Here is a 15,467-nt window from a genome sequence, read left to right as displayed (position 1 = left end):
GGCACACCTCCACTGGATAGAAACCGCATCACTCAGAATAGTTGGGTCACGGGGTAGCTGCCGAACGCAGCGGCACCTCACGCAACAGCCAGGACAGCGCGAACGCCACGCTGGTGACAACCGCTGCCACCAGGAACACCCCATGCATCGCCCCGGAAAACGCCTGCAGGTAGGCCTGCTGCAGCGGCGCGGCCAGTGCGTGCACGGCCGTGGGTGACAGGCTCGCGGGGCCGCCGGGGGTGGCGGCGAAATCGCCGGACAGGCTGTTGAGCAGCGAATGGGAGAACAGCGCGCCGAACACCGACACGCCGACCGAGCCGCCAATCGAGCGGAACAGGGTCGCGCCCGAGGTGGCCACGCCCATGTGGCGCCGTTCGACGCTGTTCTGCACCGCCAGGATCAGCACCTGCATGACCATGCCCAGGCCTGCGCCCAACAGGCCCATGTACAGGTTCAACAGCAGCTTTGGCGTGTCCAGCTCGAGCCGGCTCAACAGCCCCAGGGCAATCACCTGCAGCAAGGTGCCGACGATCGGGAAGATGCGGTAGCGCCCCCAGCGGCTGATCAACCGCCCAGTAATGGCCGACACCACCAGCAGGCCGCCCATCAACGGCAGCATCTGCAAGCCGGCGCTGGTTGGCGTGGCGTCCTTGACCACCTGCATGTACAGCGGCAGGAAGGTCACCGAACCGAACAGCGACACGCCGACGATCAGGCCGATCAGCCCGGCCAGCACGAAGGTGCGGTGGCGGAACAGGTGCAGCGGCATGATCGGCTCGGCGGCGCGGCGTTGCTCGAAGATGAAACCGGCCAGGCCGATGACTGCGAACAGCGCCAGGCACAGGATGTCCAGCGACGCCAAGGGCACCAGGCTGCCGCCAAGGCTGGTGATCAGCACCAGCGAGCCCAGGGTCACGGTGAGGAAGAACGCGCCGATGTAGTCCACCACGTGCTTGACCGGCGCCACATGCGGGCGGAACACGCCGCCGATGACCAGCACCGCCAGCAGGCCAAGCGGCAGGTTGATGAAGAAGATCCAGTGCCAGGACAGGTGCTCGACCAGAAAACCGCCAATCAGCGGCCCGACCACGGTCGCCAGGCCAAACACGCCGCCGAACAGGCCCTGGTAGCGGCCCCGCTCGGCGGGCGGGATGACATCGCCGATGGCGGCCATCGCCACCACCATCAGGCCGCCACCGCCCAGCCCTTGCAAGGCGCGGAACAGGATCAGCTGGGTCATGTCCTGGGCCAGGCCGCACAGGGCCGAGCCGAGCAGGAACAGGGCAATGGCGATCTGCAGCACGCGCTTGCGCCCATACAGGTCGCCGAACTTGCCATACAGCGGCACCACCACGGTCGAGGCCAGCAGGTAGGCGGTGACCACCCAGGACAGCCAGCGCAGGCCGCCCAGGTCGCTGACGATGGTGGGCAGGGCAGTGGAGACGATGGTCTGGTCGAGGGCGGCGAGGAACATCACCAGCATCAAGGCGCCGAGCAGCCAGGGGATGGAAGCCTTGGGCGCGTCGTCGGTGACCGGCGCCAGGGTGGATTGGGAGGTGCGTGCGTTCATGTTCAGTGGGCCTCGCCCTGGGCGTACTGGCGCCCGGTGGCCTCAAGGCCGGCCAGCGCGAAGTGGTACAGGTGGTCGCTCACCTCGTCGGCCGGCATGCCGAGAATCTCGTGCAGGGCGCTGGAGGTGCCGCGCGGGCCGATCAGCAGCATCGCCCAGGGCGCCGTGACGCAGAGGATGCAGCGGGTCAGTGCGGGCGCCTCCAGCGGGATGGCGGTGATCTCGCTGAACAGCCCCTTGAGCAGTGCCAGCTTCAGCGGCGTGCCGGCCTGCAGGTGGGCCTGGCCATGCGGGCTGGGCGCCAGCACTTCGGCGGCCAGCACGCGCAGGTGCCAGTTGTTGCGCACCTGGGTGGCCTTGCTGACCACCAGTTCGATCAGCTCGCGCAGCCGTTGCGTTGCCGGCTGCTGGCCAAGGGTGATGCGCTGCAGGTCGGCGATGTCCAGGAACCGCCGGCGGGCCTCATCGAGCACCGCCAGGTAAAGGCCGTTGCGGCTGCCGAAGTGATAGTTGATCGACGCCAGGTCGACCTCGGCCTTGGCCGCCACCGCCTTGTTGCTGGCTTCGGCGTAGCCGACGGCGGCGAACAGTTCACCGGCTGCCTGCAGGATGCGGGCACGGGTGGCTTCGCCATCCTTGCGGGGTTCACGCTGGGTAGTCGCCATGGTCTGGTTTCCTTGTAGGGATGTGCCGAGACTGGGTCAGTTTTAACTTAAATTCAATTTAAATTTAGTGATGACGACGAAAGGCACCCGCGCACGCAAAGCCGACCGGACGGCGCCCACCACTAGGGCCAGAGGCTTCACCTATGGTATACAAGCTGTTACCGCTACCATCATCGTCCGCCACCTGGAGGCGTCGACGCTTGGCTGGTGATGTTCTTGCCCTGCTGCCCTGATTGAGAAACGGAGATTCGCCGATGACCGCCACCGACCGTCTGAGCCTGCTGCAATTCGAGCACCTGGGCCTGGACGATGTTGCCGCTGCCGAATTCAAGATCGCGCTCAAAGCATTGCGCGACCTGGCGCTGGAAGACCGCTACGAACACCACGCCGCCCTGCACCTGGGCGACATCGCTGACGCCGAAGACCGCCAGCAACTGGAAGAGGCCCGCAACTGGGGCATCGGCTTCCTGCAAGGGGTGACCTGTGCCAAGGGCCTCTCCCAGGCCCAGACCGACGGCCTGCGCCGGGTCTTCCAGACGGCGGCCGAACGCACCCTGGCACGCATCCGCAGCTGATCCGCGCTTCGCCCGCACGGCGAGGGCAGGGTATCGATGATCAGGTCGATGCCCTGGCCTCGCCGTTTTGCCATCCCCGCCCGCAATTCGTGTTCCTTCCCTGCACAAGTACATTTTCCTACTAGGCTTGCACCTGTCAGCGTGCAGGAAGGCCTGGAATGACTGCTTGTTACAAGACTGTCCTCAGGGAAACCACATGAGCATGAACCGGCCCGGCAACCTGGTCATCTGCGAATACTGCGATGCGGTGTACGCGCGTGCGCCCGTGCAGCGGCACCAGCGTGCGCTGTGCCCGCGCTGCGGCGGTGTGCTGTACCGCCATACCAGCCTCAGCGTGCAGCAGCGCCTGGCACTGAGCGTCACCGGCGCGGTGCTGCTGGTGTTCGCCAACCTCTACCCGATGATGACCATCGGCATGCAGGGGCTGACCAACTCGGCCACCCTGTGGGATTCGGTGCTGATCCTGAGCAGCGGTAGCATCACCTTCATCGCCCTGGTGATGGCCCTGGCCGTGATCTTCGCCCCCGTGCTGCAGATCGCCTTGTTGTGCTGGCTATTGAGCTTCGCCCTGGCCGGCCGCCGGGCGCCCGGGTTCGCCCTGTGCATGCGCTGCCTGGAGGGCCTGCGGCCCTGGAGCATGCTGGAAGTCTGCCTGCTGGGCGCGCTGGTGGCCGTGATCAAGCTGGCCGGCCTGCTCGATGTGATCCCCGGCATCGGCCTGATCGCCCTGGCCGCACTGAGCATGCTCATCATCTATATCGCCGGGCGCGACATCCGCGACCTGTGGGAGCTGGTATGAGAACACCGCTGCAGGCCGAGGACCTGGGCCTGTGCCTGTGCCACGGCTGCGGCCAGGCCTGTGACCTGCGCGACGGCGCGCACACCTGCAACCGCTGCGGTGCGCCGCTGCACCCGCGCAAGAGCAACGCCATCAGCCGCGGCTGGGCCTTTCTGCTGGCGGCGCTGGTGTTCTACATCCCGGCCAACCTGCTGCCGGTCATGCACACCGAAATGCTCGGCAGCGGCAGCGACAGCACCATCGGTGGCGGGGTGCTGGAGTTCTGGGAAGCCGGCGCCTGGGACATCGCCCTAATCATCTTCATCGCCAGCATCGGCGTGCCGGCGGTGAAGTTCTTTTCCCTCGGCCTGCTGCTGTTCACCGCCCAGAGCGGCTCGCGCTGGGCGCGCCGGCAGCGCTCGCAGCTGTACCGCGCCGTGGAGCTGATCGGCTACTGGTCGATGCTCGATGTGATCGTGGTGGCGCTGGTGGCTGCCCTGGTGCAGTTGCGCGGCCTGGGCACCATCGAGCCGCGCCCGGGCATCCTGTTTTTCGGCATGGTGGTGGTGCTGACCATGTTTTCGGCAATGAGCTTCGACCCACGCTTGATCTGGGACGACCCTGGCAACGACGGAGGCGGCACCGATGGCGCAAGCGAGTGACAACCGAGAAGGCCCAGGGCAGGCGCAGATTCGTACCCGGCGCTGGAATGTATCGCTGGTGTGGATCGTGCCGATCCTGGCGATCCTGGTCGGCGCTTCGCTGGTGGTGCGCAACTGGATGCAGCAAGGGCCGGTGATCTCGATTTCGTTTCCTTCCGGCGAAGGCCTGGTGGCGCACAAGACCCAGGTCAAGTACCGCAGCGTGGTGATTGGCGAGGTGACCACGGTGGACCTGGCCGAGGACCACAAGAGCGTGCTGGTCAAGGTGCAGCTGTCCAACGATGCCAAGTCGTTCGCCACCGAAGGCGCGCGCTACTGGGTGGTGCGCCCGCGGATTGGCGCCGGGGGCATTTCCGGGGTGGATACGCTGTTGTCGGGCAGCTTCATCGGCGCCGATGCCGGTGAATCGAAGGCGCCGGCAAAAAACTTCACCGGCCTGGACCTGCCGCCGCCGATCACCTATGGCGAGAAGGGCAAGCGCTTCAAGCTCAGCGCCAGTGACCTGGGTTCGCTGGATATCGGCTCGTCGATCTACTACCGCAAGATCCCGGTGGGCGAGGTGGTGTCCTTCAATCTGCAGGAGGATGGCAAGGGCGTGGAAATCGGCGTGTTCGTGCAGGCGCCCTACGATGCCTTCGTCACCGACGACACGCGCTTCTGGAACGCCAGCGGCGTCGACATGCAGATCGGCGCCAATGGCCTGAAGGTCGATACCGAGTCGCTGTCGTCGATCCTGGTGGGCGGGCTGGCATTCGGCTCGCCCGACTTCGCCCCCGACGCCCACCCCGCCCAGGACCAGGCGCAGTTCCAGCTGTTCGCCGACCGCGAAACGGCGCTGTCGCCGCCCAACGGCCAGGCCCAGTACCTGCAGCTGCGCTTCGACCAGGCCATGCGCGGCCTGTCGGTGGGCGCGCCGGTGGAGTTCAAGGGGGTGGAATTCGGCAAGGTCACCTCGATCCAGCTCGACTACGACCCGGTCAAGCAGAGCTTCCCGGTGGTGGTCGATGCGGTGATCTACCCGCAGCGCCTGGGCCCGGTGCACCAGAAGATGCTCGGCGTGTTCAAGCAGACCCCAGGCGACATGGCCGGCGCCCGGCGCCTGATCGGCACCTTCGTCGAGCACGGCCTGCGTGCCCAGGCGCGCAGCGGCAACCTGATCACCGGGCAGATGTTCATCTCCCTGGACTTCTACCCCGATGCGCCCAAGGTCACCTTCGACATGGCGGCCGAACCCATCGTCATCCCCACGCTGCCGGGCAGCCTGGAAAAGCTCCAGGAACAGCTGCAGCACTTCATCGCCCGTATCAGCAAGTTGCCGCTGGAGAGCATCGCCAACAACCTCGACGGCAGCCTGCGTGACCTGCGCGCCAACCTCAAGCAGTTCAATGGCCAGACCTTGCCTGGGGTGAAAACCACCCTGGACGAGATCCACAAGACCTTGCAGACCGCCAACGCGGCGATCTCCGAGGACTCGCCGCAACGCGAACGGCTGGGCGAGACGCTGGACGAGCTGGAACGCATGTCGCGCTCCTTGCGCGACCTGTCGGACTACCTGGGCCGCCACCCCGAATCGCTGATTCGTGGCCGGCCGAAGGCGGCCGGTGCAGACAACCTGAAACCCTGAGGGCGCAGGCCAGAGGAGTGCCACCCGATGCATCGAATGCGCAACCTGTGTGGGGCCGCTGTGCTCACGCTGCTGTGGGGCTGCAGCAGTACGCCGAACAACTACCACACCCTGGTGCCGGCCCAGCCGGTGAAGAGCGGCGGCCAGCCGGTGCTGGTTGGCCGGGTGGTGCTGCCGCCGCAGGTGGACCGCCCGCAATTGGTGGTGCGCCAAGGTGCCAGTGGCCTGGCGATTCTGGAAACCGAGTGGTGGGGCGCCAACCTGGTCGACGAGTTCCGCAGTGCCCTGCAGGACTTGTTGGGTGGCCCGGCTGCCGGTGCCAAGGCGCTGCTCAGGGTGGATGTGCAGCGCTTTGACAGCGTGCCCGGGCAATACGCCGCGCTGGACACGCTGTGGCGCCTGAAACGCCCGGGCGAGGCCGAGCTGACCTGCCGCACCGCGGTGCAGACGCCGGCCGACAACAGCATCAACAGCCTGGTCAACGCCCAGCAGGCCAACCTGCGCAAGCTCGCCGAAGCCGTGCGGGCGGCGGCGGTGCCGGGCAGAAGCGCTTGCCCGTCCCTGCAATGACCCGGGCGCTGGCCGGCTGCGGGCTCAGCGCATGTGCAGGATGATCGGGCTGCTGCTGGCGGGGTCGGTATGCCCGCGCAGCTTGCCGACGGCCTTGGCCTGCACCGCGCCGCCATGGTTGCCCCAGGTGCTGCGCACGAAGCTCAGCACCTCGGCAATCTCCTGGTCCGACAACTGCTCGCGGAAGGCCGGCATGCGGTAGGCATCCGGCAGCCCCGCCGCGACGATGCGTTGCGAGCCATTGAGGGTGATGTTGATGGCCGAGGCATCTTCCTTGGCCAAGGCCGAGGTGGCGCCGGCCAGCGGCGGCATCCATTCGCGCTGGCCCTTGCCGTCCAGGCCATGGCAGGTGGCGCAGCGGGTCAGGTAGGTGTGCGCGCCGGGGCGGTCCAGGCGCTCGCCGGCGTTTGCCTGGTACTGCCAGGGCGTGCCGTCGCGCCCCGGGTCGCCCGGCAGCGACTTGAGGTAGCGGGCGATCGCCGCCAGGTCGTCATCGGCCATGAACTGGGTGGAGTTGTTGAACGCCTCGGTCATCGAACCGAACACCACCGCGTGCTGGTTACGCCCAGTCTTGAGAAACTGCACGATCTGCGCCTCGCTCCAGCGGCCCAGGCCGGTGTTGTGGTCGGTGCGCAAGCTGGGCGCGTACCAGCCGTCGAGCAAGGCGCCGGCGAGGAAGGGCGCGCCGGCTTCGTCCAGGGCCTTTTCGTTGAACGCCAGGCCACGCGGGGTATGGCAGCTGCCGCAGTGGCCCGGGCCCTGGACGATGTAGGCGCCGCGGTTCCACAGCGCGTCCTGGCCAGGCTTGCCAGCGTAGGGTGTGGTGGGGGCGAACAGGCCGTTCCACAGGGCGATGGGCCAGCGCAGGTTCAACGGCCAGGGGATGTCGCTGGGGATGTTGGCCTGCTGCGCGGGCTGCACGCCGTGCATGAAGAAGGCATACAAGGCGCGCACATCGTCATCGCTGAGCTTGGCGTAGGAGGGGTAGGGCATGGCCGGGTACAGGCGCTTGCCGCCCGGGGCCACGCCATGGCGAACCGCGCGGTCGAAGTCGGCCAGGCTGTAGGCGCCGATGCCGGTGGCGCGGTCAGGGGTGACGTTGGTGGCATGGATCGCGCCCAGCGGGGTGGCCATCTGCAGCCCGCCGGCAAACGGCTTGGCGCCGGGCAGGCTGTGGCAGGCCACGCAATCGCTGAGCCTGGCCACATACTCGCCACGGCTGACCAGCGCCGGGTCGGCGCTGGCGGCCTGTTCGGCGGCAAAGGGCGAGTCGGGCTCGCGGGTCACGTACCAGGCCAGCAGGCCTGCGGCGAGCAGGCAGGGCACTGCCAGCCAGCCCAGGGTCGTTGCCAATCGGCGTTGGGTCATGGGGCCGTCCTTGTCCGGTCAGCTGAAGGTGTAGCGGCTCAGGGGCAGGCTGCGGATGCGCTGGCCGGTAAGGTGCGCCACCGCATTGGCCACCGCCGGCGCCACCGCAGGCAGCGGCGGCTCGCCGATGCCGCCCATCTTCTCGCCGCTTTCGACGATGCGTACATGCACCCGGGCCATGCGCGAAGCCGGCAGGATCGGGTACAGGTCGTAGTTGCGCGCACGCGGCTTGCCGTCCAGGTACACCGCCTCCTCGACCAGCGTCTGCGACAGGCCCAGGGCCACGGCGCCGTTGACCTGGGCTTCGATGATCGCCGGGTTGACGATGCTGCCGGGGTCGATGGCCTGCCAGATGTCGTGCACCTTGACCTGGCCCTGTTCGATCGACACCTCGGCAATCACCGCCGCCTGGGAGCCGAACGGCGAGGCCATGGCCACGCCGCGGGCGCGCTTGCTGCCGTCCTCGGCGGTGAACGGGCCGCGCTTCCAGCCACCGGAGAGCTCACCGACCGCATTGAGCAGGGTGGTCAGCCGGGGGTTGTCGCGCAGCAGGTGCAGGCGCAGCTCGAAGGGGTCCTTGCCGCCCTTGTCGGCCAGCTCGTCGAGAAATGCCTCGTAGAAGAAGTCGTTCAGCGAGTTGCCGACCGAACGCCAGTAGCCGAGCATCGCCGGGCCTTTCACGTAGATCTGCGCGATGCGCTTGTTGGCAATGGCGTAGGCCTTGCCCGACAGGCCTTCGAGGGCGGTGGGGTCGATCTTTTCGCCTTGCTTGCCGGCCAGGGCTTCGGTCGGGCCCTCGGTGGCGCTCACCGCTTCCAGGGCCACGGGCAGGCCGTCGGCATCCAGGCCTGCGCGGAACTTGACCACGGCCACTGGGCGCAGCACATCGCGCAGAAACTCCTCCTCGCGGCTCCATATGAGCTTCACTGGCCGGCCCACGGCCTTGGCCAGGGCGATGGCCTGCGGGTAGGGGTTGGCCGAGTCATACAGGAAGTGGCGGCCGAAGAAGCCGCCGAGCAGCGGTGAGTGCAGGGTGATCTGCGCAGGGGCCAGGCCCGTGCGCTTGGCGATGTCGTCGCGGAACATGTCCGGTGCCTGGTTCGGCAGCCACACCTCCAGCGAGCCATCGGGGTTGAAGCGCGCCAGCGCCGAGGGCGGCTCCAGCTGGGCGTGGTTGAGGTACTGGTTGTGGTAGGTGGCCTCGACCTTGGTCTTGGCATTGGCCAGCGCGCCTTGCACATCCCCTTCGTGTTCATCGTCGCGGGCCGGGCCTTGCTGGGCCGCGAGGTGATCGCGCCAGGCGTCGCTGGAAAAGTCTGCCGGCATGGCGCGCACCTGGCTGTCTGCGGCCGGTTCCTGCCAGTCGACCTGCAGCGCTTCGACGGCGCGCTTGGCATGCCACCAGCGTTCGGCCACCACCGCCACGGCGCCGGGCAGCTGGTGCACCGAGTGCACGCCCGGCAGGCCCTGCACCTGGTCCTGGTTGCGCACGCTGCCCACCGTCATGCCCAGGCGCGGGGCGTGCTGCACGGCGGCGTGGAGCATGCCGTCGAGCTTGATGTCGATGGTGTACAGGGCCTTGCCGGTGGACTTGTCGTAGGCGTCCACGCGCCGCACCGGCTTGCCGATCCAGCGGAACTGGCTGGGGTCGCGCAGCTTGACGCTGGCAGGGTCCGGCACCGGCAGGTCCATGGCGCGCCCGGCCAGTTCGCCGTAGGCCAGCGCGCGGCCCGAGGCGCTGTGCAGCACCTTGCCAGGTTCGGTGCTCAGCTCGCCCAGCGGCACGCCCCATTGATCGGCGGCCGCCTGCATCAGCATGGCCCGGCACAGGGCGCCGAGGCGGCGCATGTTCGGGTAGCTCATGCGCACCGACATGCTGCCGCCGGTGATGCGCATGCCGTTTTCCATCACCACGTAGGCTTCACCGGGCGGGGCGCTGTCGACCAGGAAGGTGGCCGGGTCGGCGTCCAGTTCTTCGCCGACGATCTGCGCCATGGCGGTGTAGGTGCCTTGCCCGCCCTCCATGAACGGGCACAGCAGGCGCACGCTGCTGTCCGGGCGGATTTCCAGGAACGCCGGCACCTGGGTGCCGCGTTCGGTGGCGCTGGCGGTGGCCGCCTGCACCCGGGCGCTGCCCAGGGGCAGCCCGAAGCCCAGGACCAGCGCACCGATCGCGGTGCCGGCTACGAAGCGTCGGCGCGACAGGTTGACGGCTTCGCCCACGGGCAGGTCGAGCAGGCTGGCGGGGGTATCGAAGGGCGCGTTCATCAGGCCTTCTCCCCTTGGGCCAGTGCGTGCACGGCGGCATGGATGGCGTTGTAGGTGCCGCAGCGGCACAGGTTGACCATCGCCGCGGCAATCTGCTCGTCGCTGGGGCTGGCGCTGTGCTTGAGCAGCGCCGTGGCCGCCATCACCTGGCCGGACTGGCAGTAGCCGCACTGGGCCACCTGATGTTCGACCCAGGCGGCCACCACGCGCTTGCCCACGGCGTCGGCCTCGATGGCTTCGATGGTGGTCACCTCGCGCCCGACCACGCCTGCCACCGGGGTGACGCAGGCGCGCACCACGTTGCCGTCCACCAGCACCGAACACGCGCCGCACTGGGCCAGGCCGCAGCCGTACTTGGTGCCGGTCATGCCCAGGTCGTCGCGCAGCACCCACAGCAGGGGCGTGTCGGCTTCAGCCTCGACCTGGTAGGTCTGCTGATTGATTCGAAGTTCCATGGCTCACCTGCTGATCATCGGTTGTCGTCGCCTGGGGAATACGTTGTCCCCCAATCTAGAAACGCTAGCACACAGCTGAAACCATTCGTCTGGCGGGGGCTGCAGGTTCAGAGGATCAGGCAAGCAATCCGGCGGAATGCGCAAATGGGTGGCGGCCCCATCGTCGGCAAGCCGGCTCCCGCAGAGGCTGCAGCGCGCTTGAGGCCCGCGGTGCCGACAAACAGGACTTCCAGCGGAAAAACCCGGATAATGCCGGCCAAATTTCGTTTTGCACGCTCAAATCACGGTAATCCCGCATGGAAATCAAGGTCAATTTTCTCGACAACCTTCGTCTTGAAGCCAAGTTCGACGACTTCACGGTGATCGCCGACCAGCCGATCCGCTACAAGGGCGATGGCTCGGCGCCGGGGCCGTTCGACTATTTCCTTGCCTCCTCGGCGCTGTGCGCGGCGTACTTCGTCAAGCTGTACTGCCAGACCCGCGATATCCCCACCGAAAATATCCGCCTGTCGCAGAACAACATCGTCGACCCCGAGAACCGCTACAACCAGATCTTCAAGATCCAGGTCGAGCTGCCCGAAGACATCGGCGAGAAGGACCGCCAGGGCATCCTGCGTTCCATCGACCGCTGCACGGTGAAGAAGGTGGTGCAGACCGGCCCCGAATTCATCATCGAACAGGTCGACAACCTCGACGCCGATGCCCAGGGCCTGCTGATGCCGGTGGCCGACACCAGCACCTACATCCCCGGCAAGGACCTGCCGCTGGAGCAGACCATCGCCAACATGTCCGGCATCCTCGCAGGGCTCGGCATGAAGATCGAGATCGCCTCGTGGCGCAACATCGTGCCCAACGTCTGGTCGCTGCACGTGCGCGACGCGCAGTCGCCGATGTGCTTCACCAACGGCAAGGGCTCGACCAAGGAGGCCGCGCTGGCCTCGGCGCTGGGCGAGTTCATCGAGCGGTTGAACTGCAACTTCTTCTACAACGACCAGTTCTGGGGCGAAGAGATCGCCAACGCGCCGTTCGTGCATTACCCCAACGAGCAGTGGTTCAAGCCCGGCCCCAAAGACGCGCTGCCGGCCGAGATCCTCGATGAGTACTGCCTGGAAATCTACAACCCGGACGGCGAGCTGCGCGGCTCGCACCTGTACGACACCAACTCGGGCAACACCGAGCGCGGCATCTGTTCGCTGCCGTTCGTGCGCCAGTCCGATGAGCAGGTGGTGTACTTCCCGTCCAACCTGATCGAGAACCTGTTCCTCAGCAACGGCATGAGCGCCGGCAACACCCTGGCCGAAGCCCAGGTGCAGTGCCTGTCGGAAATCTTCGAGCGGGCGGTCAAGCGCGAGATCCTCGAGGGCGAGCTGGCCCTGCCGGACGTGCCGCAGCAAGTGCTGGCCAAGTACCCGGGCATCCTCGCCGGCATCCAGGGCCTTGAAGAGCAGGGCTTCCCGGTGCTGGTCAAGGATGCCTCGCTGGGCGGTGAGTTCCCGGTGATGTGCGTGACCTTGATGAACCCGCGCACTGGCGGCGTGTTCGCCTCGTTCGGCGCCCATCCAAGCTTCGAAGTGGCGCTGGAGCGCAGCCTGACCGAGCTGCTGCAAGGGCGCAGCTTCGAGGGCCTGAACGACCTGCCGCAGCCGACCTTCGAAAGCCACGCGCTGACCGAGCCGAACAACTTCGTCGAGCACTTCATCGACTCCAGCGGTGTGGTGTCGTGGCGCTTCTTCAGTGCCAAGGCCGACTTCGAGTTCGTCGAGTGGGACTTCTCCGGCCACGGCGAAGACTCCAACAGCCAGGAAGCCGCGACCCTGTTCGGTATCCTCGAGAGCCTGGACAAGGAGGTGTACATGGCCGTGTACGACAACCTCGGCGCCACCGCCTGCCGCATCCTGGTGCCGGGCTATTCGGAGATCTACCCGGTCGAGGACCTGATCTGGGACAACACCAACCGCGCCCTGGGTTTCCGCGCCGATATCCTCAACCTGCACAGCCTCGACAACCGCGCCCTGCGCGCGTTGCTCAAGCGCCTGGACAACTGCGAGGTGGATGACTACACCACCATCACCACGCTGATTGGCGTGGAGTTCGACGACAACACGGTCTGGGGCCAGCTCACCATCCTTGAGCTGAAGCTGCTGATTTGCCTGGCGTTGAAGCGTTTCGAAGATGCCAAGGAGCTGGTCGAGGCGTTCTTGCAGTTCAACGACAACACCGTCGAGCGCGGCCTGTTCTACCAGGCGCTGAACGTGGTGCTGGAAGTGCAGTTGGACGATGAGCTGGAAATGGCAGATTACGAGGCCAACTTCCGCCGCATGTTCGGCAACCCGCGCATGGATGCGGTGCTGGGCTCGGTGGACGGCAGCGTGCGCTTCCATGGCCTGACCCCGACCAGCATGAAGCTCGAAGGCCTGGATCGCCATCTGCGCCTGATCGAGAGCTACAAGAAGCTGCACGCTGCGCGGGCCAAGGCGGTCTGAGGCGACCTGGCGGGCCTCATCGCCGGCAAGCCGGCTCCCACCTCAACTGTAGGAGCCGGCCTGGCGGCGGTGTGTGGGAGCCGGCTTGCCGGCGATGAGGCCGCCACAGGCAAACCCTTAGGCGGGCTAGTTCTTGCACTTGGCCATGACCACCTGGCAGGTGTTCGGCGTACCGCCCGAGCGCCCCGCATAGCGAATGCAGTTGTTCATCGACTTCTGCCTGGCAATGCTCAGCGTATTGCCCCAGGCCAGCCCCCCTTCGCCCGTGGTCGGCACCGCCTTGGCAAAGCAGTTGGAGCCAGGCGCCGCCGCGTACTGGCGCGCCTTGCTGCTCTTGCTCGAACACCCGGCCGCCAGCACCAGGGCCAGGGCGAGCAGGGCATGCGCGGCCCATTGCGCGTAGGGGGGAGCGGTGCGAGCGGTCATGCCAGTGCCTCTGCCAGGGGGAGGGTTAATGCTTTCAGGATAAGTCAATCAAGCCAAGCGGTGAACTTATCGGATGACTTGGCGATCCGTTGCTAAGCGCACCCCTGCGCAGGCCTGATGGACCGGGCAACCGCGCCCACGCCATCAGTTCCGGGTCACTGACTGATAAGGAGGCGCCGTGACCGCTACCGAGCAAACCCTCTACCGATGCACGCCCAGCCCACTGCATGCGATTCTGCTGGCCGGTACGGTGCCGCTGTTCCTCGGCGCCTTGTTGAGTGACATCGCCTACTTCAAGAGCTACCAGATCCAGTGGAGCAACTTCGCCGCCTGGCTGATCGCTGGCGGGCTGGTGTTCTGCGGCCTGGCGCTGTTGTTCGCGTTGGTCAACCTGGTTCGTGCCCCGCGCAAGGCTGGCCGCCCGACGTTGTATTTTTTGCTGTTGCTGGTGACCTGGGTGCTGGGGCTGGTCAACGCCTTCGAGCACGCCAAGGATGCCTGGGCCGTGATGCCAGCGGGCCTGGTGCTGTCGCTGATCGTCACCGTGCTGGCCTGCGTCGCCGCGTGGCTGGGCATGAGCAACCTGCGTTCGGGAGGTGTGGCATGAAGCCTTTGCAGGCGTTGCCCGTGTTGAGCGTGGCGCTGTTGCTGAGCGCCTGTGGCGGTGACGGCGAGGCCACCCAGGCGCTCGGCCCGGACCCGAAATTGCCGGCCCCGGAACGCGGCCTGCTGCCGAGCATGAAGATTGCCCAGCCGGCGCAGTGGGGCGAGCACAAGCCCAGCGTGCCCGAGGGCTACAGCATCACGGCCATCGCCACCGACCTGAAGATCCCGCGCCAGAGCCTGGTGCTGCCCAACGGCGACATCCTGGTGGCCGAGGGGCGCGGCGGCAATGCCGCGAAACTCAAGCCCAAGGACGTCATCGCCAGCCAGATCAAGGCCAAGGGCAACACCTCGGTCAAAGGCGGCAATCGCCTGACCTTGCTGCGCGATGCCGATGGCGATGGCACCTACGAGCTGCAGACCGTCTTCGCCGAAAACCTCAATGCGCCCTATGGCCTGGCCTTCGCAGGCGGCAAGCTGTACGTGGCCAGCCAGGATGCGCTGGTGCGCTTCGACTACCAGGAGGGCCAGACCAAGGCCAGCGGCGCGCCGACCAAGGTCACCGACCTGCCCGGCGAGATCAACCACCACTGGACCAAGTCGTTGGCCATCAGCCCCGACGGGCGCTACCTGTACGTGGGCATCGGCTCCAACAGCAACATCACCGAGCGCGGCATGGAGGCCGAGGTGGACCGGGCCATGGTCTGGCAGGTCGACGCCACCAGCGGCGCGCACCGGCCCTACGCCACCGGCCTGCGCAACCCCACGGCTCTGGCGATCCAGCCGGGCAGCGGGCAGCTGTGGGCGGTGGTCAACGAGCGTGACGAGCTGGGCCCGGACCTGGTGCCGGACTACCTGACCTCGGTGCGCGACGGCGCCTCCTATGGCTGGCCCTACAGCTACTGGGGGCAGAACGTCGATGAGCGGGTCAAACCGCAGAACCCGGCCAAGGTGGCCGCCGCGATCAAGCCCGACTACAGCCTGGGGTCGCACGTGGCCGCGCTGGGCGTGGGCTTCTCCCTGCCGGCCATGGGCGAGCGCTTTGCCGACGGCGTGTTCGTGGGCGAGCACGGCAGCTGGAACCGGCCGAACCCGGTGGGCTACAAGGTGATCTTCGTGCCGTTCAGCAACGGCAAGCCGGCCGGCGAACCAGTCGACTTCGCCACCGGCTTCCGGGGTGAGGACGGCAAGACCCGCGGCCGGCCGGTGGGCGTCACGGTCGACCCACGCGGGGCGTTGATCATCGCCGATGACCTGGCCAACACCGTGTGGCGGGTCACCCGCAACCGCTGAGCCTGGCGCAGGCTGCGTGGCAGCGCAGCGATCAGCTGCCACGCAGCCTGCGGCAGATCAATGCCAGGCGCGGATCAGCGACTATGCTTGTTTGCGCGTGAACTTCTCACGCACACGACTCCGGTCT

General features: G+C 67.0%; 14 protein-coding genes. 8 read left to right on the top strand and 6 right to left on the bottom strand.

What is annotated here, in order from left to right:
• Positions 1-46 precede the first annotated feature (46 nt).
• The gene (locus B3E94_RS03145) at positions 47-1,570 is read right to left on the bottom strand and encodes an MDR family MFS transporter (RefSeq protein WP_286912289.1); all 1,524 of its coding nucleotides are present in this window, start codon (positions 1,568-1,570) and stop codon (positions 47-49) included.
• A gap of 2 nt (positions 1,571-1,572) precedes the next feature.
• On the bottom strand, positions 1,573-2,235 hold the full coding sequence (locus B3E94_RS03140; RefSeq protein WP_286912287.1) for a TetR/AcrR family transcriptional regulator: 663 nt from the start codon (positions 2,233-2,235) through the stop codon (positions 1,573-1,575).
• A gap of 254 nt (positions 2,236-2,489) precedes the next feature.
• Here B3E94_RS03140 and B3E94_RS03135 point away from each other — a divergent pair, with 254 nt between their 5' ends.
• The 5 genes from B3E94_RS03135 (at position 2,490) to B3E94_RS03115 (ending at position 6,444) form a co-directional block, all read left to right on the top strand.
• The gene (locus B3E94_RS03135; RefSeq protein WP_176516421.1) at positions 2,490-2,810 is read left to right on the top strand and encodes a hypothetical protein; all 321 of its coding nucleotides are present in this window, start codon (positions 2,490-2,492) and stop codon (positions 2,808-2,810) included.
• 202 nt (positions 2,811-3,012) lie between these two features.
• A complete protein-coding gene (locus tag B3E94_RS03130; RefSeq protein ID WP_286912332.1) occupies positions 3,013-3,609 on the top strand; it encodes a paraquat-inducible protein A in 597 nt (198 codons plus the stop codon).
• Positions 3,606-4,250 (top strand): paraquat-inducible protein A, encoded by a 645-nt coding sequence (locus B3E94_RS03125; protein WP_286912286.1) that lies wholly within the window; start codon positions 3,606-3,608, stop codon positions 4,248-4,250. Before B3E94_RS03130 ends, B3E94_RS03125 begins: the two co-directional genes overlap by 4 nt.
• The gene (locus B3E94_RS03120; RefSeq protein ID WP_176516425.1) at positions 4,234-5,874 is read left to right on the top strand and encodes an intermembrane transport protein PqiB; all 1,641 of its coding nucleotides are present in this window, start codon (positions 4,234-4,236) and stop codon (positions 5,872-5,874) included. Before B3E94_RS03125 ends, B3E94_RS03120 begins: the two co-directional genes overlap by 17 nt.
• 27 nt (positions 5,875-5,901) lie before the next feature.
• Positions 5,902-6,444, top strand: coding sequence for a PqiC family protein (locus B3E94_RS03115; protein ID WP_286912285.1), 543 nt, complete (start codon positions 5,902-5,904; stop codon positions 6,442-6,444).
• A 24-nt stretch (positions 6,445-6,468) separates the two neighbouring features.
• Here B3E94_RS03115 and B3E94_RS03110 read toward each other — a convergent pair whose 3' ends face one another.
• From B3E94_RS03110 to B3E94_RS03100, 3 genes are read right to left on the bottom strand one after another with little or no spacing between them, the layout of a single operon-like run.
• A complete protein-coding gene (locus tag B3E94_RS03110; RefSeq protein ID WP_286912284.1) occupies positions 6,469-7,812 on the bottom strand; it encodes a c-type cytochrome in 1,344 nt (447 codons plus the stop codon).
• 18 nt (positions 7,813-7,830) lie between these two features.
• Positions 7,831-10,080: a xanthine dehydrogenase family protein molybdopterin-binding subunit gene (locus B3E94_RS03105; RefSeq protein ID WP_286912283.1), complete on the bottom strand. Its 2,250-nt coding sequence runs from the start codon at positions 10,078-10,080 to the stop codon at positions 7,831-7,833.
• Positions 10,080-10,535, bottom strand: coding sequence for a (2Fe-2S)-binding protein (locus B3E94_RS03100; protein WP_176516433.1), 456 nt, complete (start codon positions 10,533-10,535; stop codon positions 10,080-10,082). The genes B3E94_RS03105 and B3E94_RS03100 overlap by 1 nt, the downstream gene beginning before the upstream one ends.
• Before the next feature lie 296 nt (positions 10,536-10,831).
• Here B3E94_RS03100 and B3E94_RS03095 point away from each other — a divergent pair, with 296 nt between their 5' ends.
• Positions 10,832-13,018: an OsmC domain/YcaO domain-containing protein gene (locus B3E94_RS03095; RefSeq protein WP_286912281.1), complete on the top strand. Its 2,187-nt coding sequence runs from the start codon at positions 10,832-10,834 to the stop codon at positions 13,016-13,018.
• Between the two features lie 126 nt (positions 13,019-13,144).
• On the opposite strand, the gene B3E94_RS03090 is transcribed toward B3E94_RS03095, so the two are convergent.
• Positions 13,145-13,444, bottom strand: coding sequence for a hypothetical protein (locus tag B3E94_RS03090; protein WP_286912280.1), 300 nt, complete (start codon positions 13,442-13,444; stop codon positions 13,145-13,147).
• A gap of 178 nt (positions 13,445-13,622) precedes the next feature.
• Here B3E94_RS03090 and B3E94_RS03085 point away from each other — a divergent pair, with 178 nt between their 5' ends.
• Positions 13,623-14,051, top strand: a complete 429-nt coding sequence (locus B3E94_RS03085) for a DUF2231 domain-containing protein (RefSeq protein ID WP_286912278.1) — start codon at positions 13,623-13,625, stop codon at positions 14,049-14,051.
• Positions 14,048-15,340 carry a PQQ-dependent sugar dehydrogenase gene (locus B3E94_RS03080; protein WP_286912277.1) on the top strand — a complete coding sequence of 431 codons (1,293 nt, stop codon included), beginning with the start codon at positions 14,048-14,050 and terminating at the stop codon, positions 15,338-15,340. Before B3E94_RS03085 ends, B3E94_RS03080 begins: the two co-directional genes overlap by 4 nt.
• Positions 15,341-15,467: the final 127 nt, after the last annotated feature.

Source organism: Pseudomonas sp. UBA6315 (assembly GCF_002438125.1).
Classification (GTDB): domain Bacteria; phylum Pseudomonadota; class Gammaproteobacteria; order Pseudomonadales; family Pseudomonadaceae; genus Aquipseudomonas; species Aquipseudomonas faucium.
This window is presented reverse-complemented; position numbering and strand designations above follow the sequence as displayed.